Raw genomic sequence first — 4,485 nt, forward strand, 5'->3', positions numbered from 1 at the left:
CGCCCGCTCCCACAGGTATGGCGCTGCCCGCGAGAGCGACGCGGTAACTGTGGGAGCGGGCGTGCCCGCGAAGGGGCCGGTACCGGATAGCGCCGATCAGATTAACGCTTGGCAAGACTCAGCTGTTGCTGCTCTTTCGGCAGCACCCGTTTGGCCACCACGTAGTGCTTCTGCCAGTAAGGCTTGCTCAAGGTGTCGATACTCACCCGCTTGCCACGGCGTGGCGCGTGGATGAAGCGGTCGTTACCCAGGTAGATGGCTACGTGATTGACCCGACGGCTCTTGATGTTGAAGAAGATCAGGTCGCCAGGCTTCAGATCACCCTTGGCCACCTTCACCCCATGGCCCTGGGCCATGGCATTGGAGGTGCGCGGCAGGTCGACGTCGGCGACGTCGTTGAAGGCGTATTTGACCAGCCCGCTGCAGTCAAAGCCTTTTTTCGGGCTGCTGCCGCCCCAAACATAAGGGGTACCGAGCACATTTACCGCACGGCTCAGCACATCGCTGCTTTGCTTCGGCGACATGGCGGCGACATTCGCACCGCGGCTGCTGACGGCATTGCTTGGGCGGGCGCGCAGCGCGGTCTGCTTGGCGGGTGCGTGTTTCACCGACGCGTTGGTCGTGTAGCCGGTGAAACCATTGGGAAGACGTTGCTCACGATTGGTGGCGTGGGCGGCCAGGGGCAATAATAGGCAGAGGGTCAGCCATGTCTTGATCAAAGGCGGCATAGATGAAGCTCTTATGAATAGTTATGTGTTGGGCGCGCAACTTTATAACAGCTTTTTGATCAGTTATTGATCCGTTGGTCGATTGCCTAGGCGCCGTATGTCGGGTAGCGACGAGAAAGTCACATTTTTTTTTAGAAAATTTTCGGATAACCCACGGGGGCTATGAATGAACAGTTATCAACAGGGGGTGCCCTTTCACGACACCCACAGCAAAACCATTGGCTACCTGCTGTGGATTTTCGGCTTCACCGGGTCCCATCGTTTCTATTACGGCAGGCCGATTACCGGGACCATCTGGTTCTTCACCTTCGGCTTGCTGGGCATTGGTTGGTTGATCGACCTGTTCCTGATCCCGTCCATGGACCGTGAAGCCGACCTGAGGTTTCAGTCCGGGCGTATCGACTACAACATTGCCTGGATTCTGCTGACCTTCCTGGGGGTGTTTGGCCTGCACCGGCTGTATCAGGGCAAATGGATCACCGCGATCATCTACTTCTTTACCGGCGGGTTGTTCCTGGTGGGGGTGCTGTATGACTTCTGGACGTTGAACAGCCAGGTGTCCGAAAGGAATGCGGGGCGGGGCTGACGGTAGCGGGGCTGCTTTACAGCCCCTTCACGGGCAATGCTGTCCATATAAAGAAGGCCTTGTCGCACCGCTGCGGCAAGGCCTTCTTCGTTACTGGCGGGTCTGCCGCTGTTGCAGCAACAGGTTGCTGAATCCGGCCCCAGCCAGCTGCTTCTGAGCCCCGGTCAGCTGCTCGCGGTTGCTGAACGGCCCGACCAGTACGCGGTACCAGGTTTCATCCTTGACCGTGCCCGACTCCACCTTCACGGACTGGCCCAGCAGGATGATCTGTGCCCGTACCTTGTCGGCATCGGCCTGCTTGCGGAACGAGCCGGCCTGAAGGAAGTACTGCGTGGTCGCCGCCGGCTTGATCACGGGTGGTGGCGGCGGCGGGGTCTGGCCGAGCAGCGCTGCCTGGGCCCTCGCCGTGTCGATTTTCGCCGCTTCTGCTGGTGTCACCGGGGTTACCGGCTGGGCCGGCACCGGTGGCGTTTTCTCCGGTACGGCTTCCGGCGGCACGATCACCTCAGACTCCGGCAGCAGGGTGTAGAAGTCGTACTTCGGCTTCACCGGCTGTTGCGGGGTAGCTTGCGCGGGCTTGCCGGCTTCGGCCGTTTTCGCCGGTTTCTCCTGCTCGGGCTTGGTGCGCTTGATGTCATCGCCACCGGGTTCGAGCTTCATCAGGAACACGATGAACGCGCCTACGGTCAGGCCGACCGCCAGCCATACCCAGCCGGGGATCGGCTGTTTGGCCGGTGCCGTCTGGCGGCTGGCGCCGCGTTTCGGGGCAGGTTTTTTCTTGGCAGCCAACTTACATGCGCTCCAGGGTTTCCAGGCCGAGCAGTTCCAGACCTTGTTTGAGGGTGCGGCCGGTCAGGGCGGCCAGGCGCAGCCGGCTCTGCTGCTGCGAAGGGGTTTCGGCAGCGAGGATCGGGCAGTTCTCGTAGAAGCTCGAGAACAGGCCGGCCAAGTCGTACAGGTAGCTGCACAATACGTGCGGCGTGCCTTTTTCGGCGACGTTGTTGAGGATTTCGCCAAACTGCGCCAGGCGCGCGGCCAAGTCCTGCTCGTGGGCTGCGTGCAGCACGATTTTGCCGTCGACTTCGTCAAAGCCTTTGCCCAGCTTGCGGAACACGCCGGCTACGCGGGTGTAAGCGTACAGCAGGTAAGGGGCGGTGTTGCCTTCGAAGTTGAGCATCAACTCGAAGTTGAAGCTGTAGTCACTGGTGCGGTGCTTGGACAGGTCGGCGTATTTCACCGCGCCAATGCCCACCACCTCGCCGATGTGGCGCAGTTCGTCGTCGGCCAGGCTCGGGTTCTTTTCCTTGACCAGCGCGTAGGCGCGCTCCTTGGCCTCGGTGAGCAGGTCGATCAGCTTCACGGTGCCGCCGTCACGGGTCTTGAACGGGCGGCCGTCGGCGCCGTTCATGGTGCCGAAGCCCATGTGCTCCATTTGCATCGGGTGGCCGACGAAGCCAGCGCGGCGGGCCACTTCGAACACCTGATTGAAGTGCAGGGCCTGGCGCTGGTCGACGAAGTACAGTGCGCGGTCAGCCTTCAACACATTGCTGCGGTAACGCACGGCAGCCAGGTCGGTGGTGGCGTACAGATAGCCGCCGTCAGCCTTCTGCACGATCACCGGCAGCGGGTCGCCTTCGCTGTTCTTGAACTCGTCGAGGAACACGCATTGGGCGCCCTGGTCTTCGACCAGCAGGCCCTTGGCCTTGAGGTCGGCCACCACGTTGGCCAAGTCGTCGTTGTAGGCGCTTTCGCCCATCACGTCGGCCATGGTCAGTTTGACGTTGAGCAGCTCGTAGGTCTTCTGGCAGTGCGACAGCGAGATGTCCTTGAAGCGTGTCCAAAGGGCCAGGCACTCGGGGTCACCGGCTTGCAGCTTGACCACCAGGCCGCGGGCGCGAGTGGCGAACTCCTCCGATTCATCGAAGCGTTTCTTCGCCGCGCGGTAGAAGTTTTCCAGGTCCGACAGCTCGTCGCTGGTGATCGGGTTTTCCTGCAGGTAGGCCATCAGCATGCCGAACTGGGTACCCCAGTCGCCGACGTGGTTCTGGCGGATGACGTTGTCGCCCAGGAACTCCAGCACGCGCGCAACGCTGTCGCCGATGATGGTCGAGCGCAGGTGGCCGACGTGCATTTCCTTGGCCAGGTTGGGCGCCGACATGTCGATCACCACCTTTTGCGCCGGGCCGGCTTTGCGTGCACCCAGGTGGGCGTCGGCCAGAGCGGCATCCAGGCGGTTGGCCAGGGCATCGGTGTTCTGGAAGAAGTTGAGGAAGCCGGGGCCTGCAATCTCGACCTTGCTGATGTCGGCGCTGGCCGGCAGGGCGTTGATCAGTTTTTCGGCGAGGTCGCGCGGCTTCATGCCGGCCGGCTTGGCCAGCATCATGGCGATGTTGCTGGCGAAGTCGCCGTGGGTCTTGTCCCGGGCGTTTTCCACCTGGATCGCCGGCGACAGCCCTTCAGGCAGCACACCGTCGGTGACGAGTTGGGTGAGGGCTTGCTGGATCAGCTGGCGAATGGTGTCTTTCATGGGGATCTCTTTTCGACCGCAAGCGCGGTGAGCGCCTGGATGCGCAGGTGGAAAAACTGGGCATTATCCGTTGCCGGGAGCAGGTTGCCAACCTTTGGGCGGCAAGCTGGGGGCCACAAGCGGCAAGAAAAAGCGGCATCGCACCCGCCCGGCGCTTGCTTGCCGCTGGTCACTCGCAGCTTGAAGCTCAATACAGGTCTACCGGGTCGACATCCAGCGACCAGCGCACCTGGCGCCCGCTCGGCAACTGTTCCAACACTAGCAACCAGGCGCTGATCAGTCGATGCAACGGCGCCCGGGTATTGGCCTGTATCAACAATTGTGCGCGGAATCGTCCGGCGCGGCGCTCCATGGGCGCCGGTACCGGGCCCAGCAGTTCGATGCCCGGCAGGTGCTGTTCGGCCACCAGGCGCTCGGCGGCGGCACAGGCTTCGTCGAGAAAACTTTCGGCCTGCCCCGGCTTGTGTGCTTCGGCACGCAGCAAGGCCAGGTGCGAGTAGGGCGGCAGCCCGGCGGCTCGGCGTTCGTCCAGGGCCTGTTCGGCGAAGGCGAAGTAGCCTTGCTCGGTTAGCTGGACCAACAGTGGGTGGTCGGCCAGGTGGGTCTGGATGATGACCTTGCCGGGTTCTTCGGCCCGCCCGGCC

At 62.4% G+C, this 4,485-nt stretch carries 4 protein-coding genes and 1 pseudogene; 1 reads left to right on the plus strand and 4 read right to left on the minus strand.

The genetic code is table 11. The annotated features are described in order from the left end of the window. Positions 1–101: 101 nt before the first annotated feature. Positions 102–728: a C40 family peptidase gene (locus AC3WLP_RS27735; RefSeq protein WP_012053957.1), complete on the minus strand. Its 627-nt coding sequence runs from the start codon at positions 726–728 to the stop codon at positions 102–104. Positions 729–894: 166 nt separating this feature from the next. Here AC3WLP_RS27735 and AC3WLP_RS27740 point away from each other — a divergent pair, with 166 nt between their 5' ends. Next, on the plus strand, positions 895–1,314 hold the full coding sequence (locus AC3WLP_RS27740) for an NINE protein (RefSeq protein ID WP_003249120.1): 420 nt from the start codon (positions 895–897) through the stop codon (positions 1,312–1,314). Positions 1,315–1,404: 90 nt separating this feature from the next. On the opposite strand, the gene AC3WLP_RS27745 is transcribed toward AC3WLP_RS27740, so the two are convergent. From AC3WLP_RS27745 to AC3WLP_RS27755, 3 genes and pseudogenes are all read right to left on the minus strand, one after another. Beyond that, the gene (locus AC3WLP_RS27745; RefSeq protein WP_003249122.1) at positions 1,405–2,103 is read right to left on the minus strand and encodes an SPOR domain-containing protein; all 699 of its coding nucleotides are present in this window, start codon (positions 2,101–2,103) and stop codon (positions 1,405–1,407) included. Between the two features lies 1 nt (position 2,104). Further along, the gene (argS, locus tag AC3WLP_RS27750; protein ID WP_003249124.1) at positions 2,105–3,841 is read right to left on the minus strand and encodes an arginine--tRNA ligase; all 1,737 of its coding nucleotides are present in this window, start codon (positions 3,839–3,841) and stop codon (positions 2,105–2,107) included. A 187-nt stretch (positions 3,842–4,028) separates the two neighbouring features. Continuing rightward, positions 4,029–4,485: pseudogene (locus AC3WLP_RS27755) on the minus strand (primosomal protein N'); the annotation flags it as partial.

The sequence above is a fragment of the Pseudomonas sp. FW305-E2 genome (genome assembly GCF_058782925.1).

Bases quoted from the DNA above. Each gene is read 5' to 3' on its own strand.
- AC3WLP_RS27735 (WP_012053957.1), bottom strand. From the start codon at position 728: ATGCCGCCTTTGATCAAGACATGGCTGACCCTCTGCCTATTATTGCCC.
- AC3WLP_RS27740 (WP_003249120.1), top strand. From the start codon at position 895: ATGAACAGTTATCAACAGGGGGTGCCCTTTCACGACACCCACAGCAAA.
- argS (WP_003249124.1), bottom strand. From the start codon at position 3,841: ATGAAAGACACCATTCGCCAGCTGATCCAGCAAGCCCTCACCCAACTC.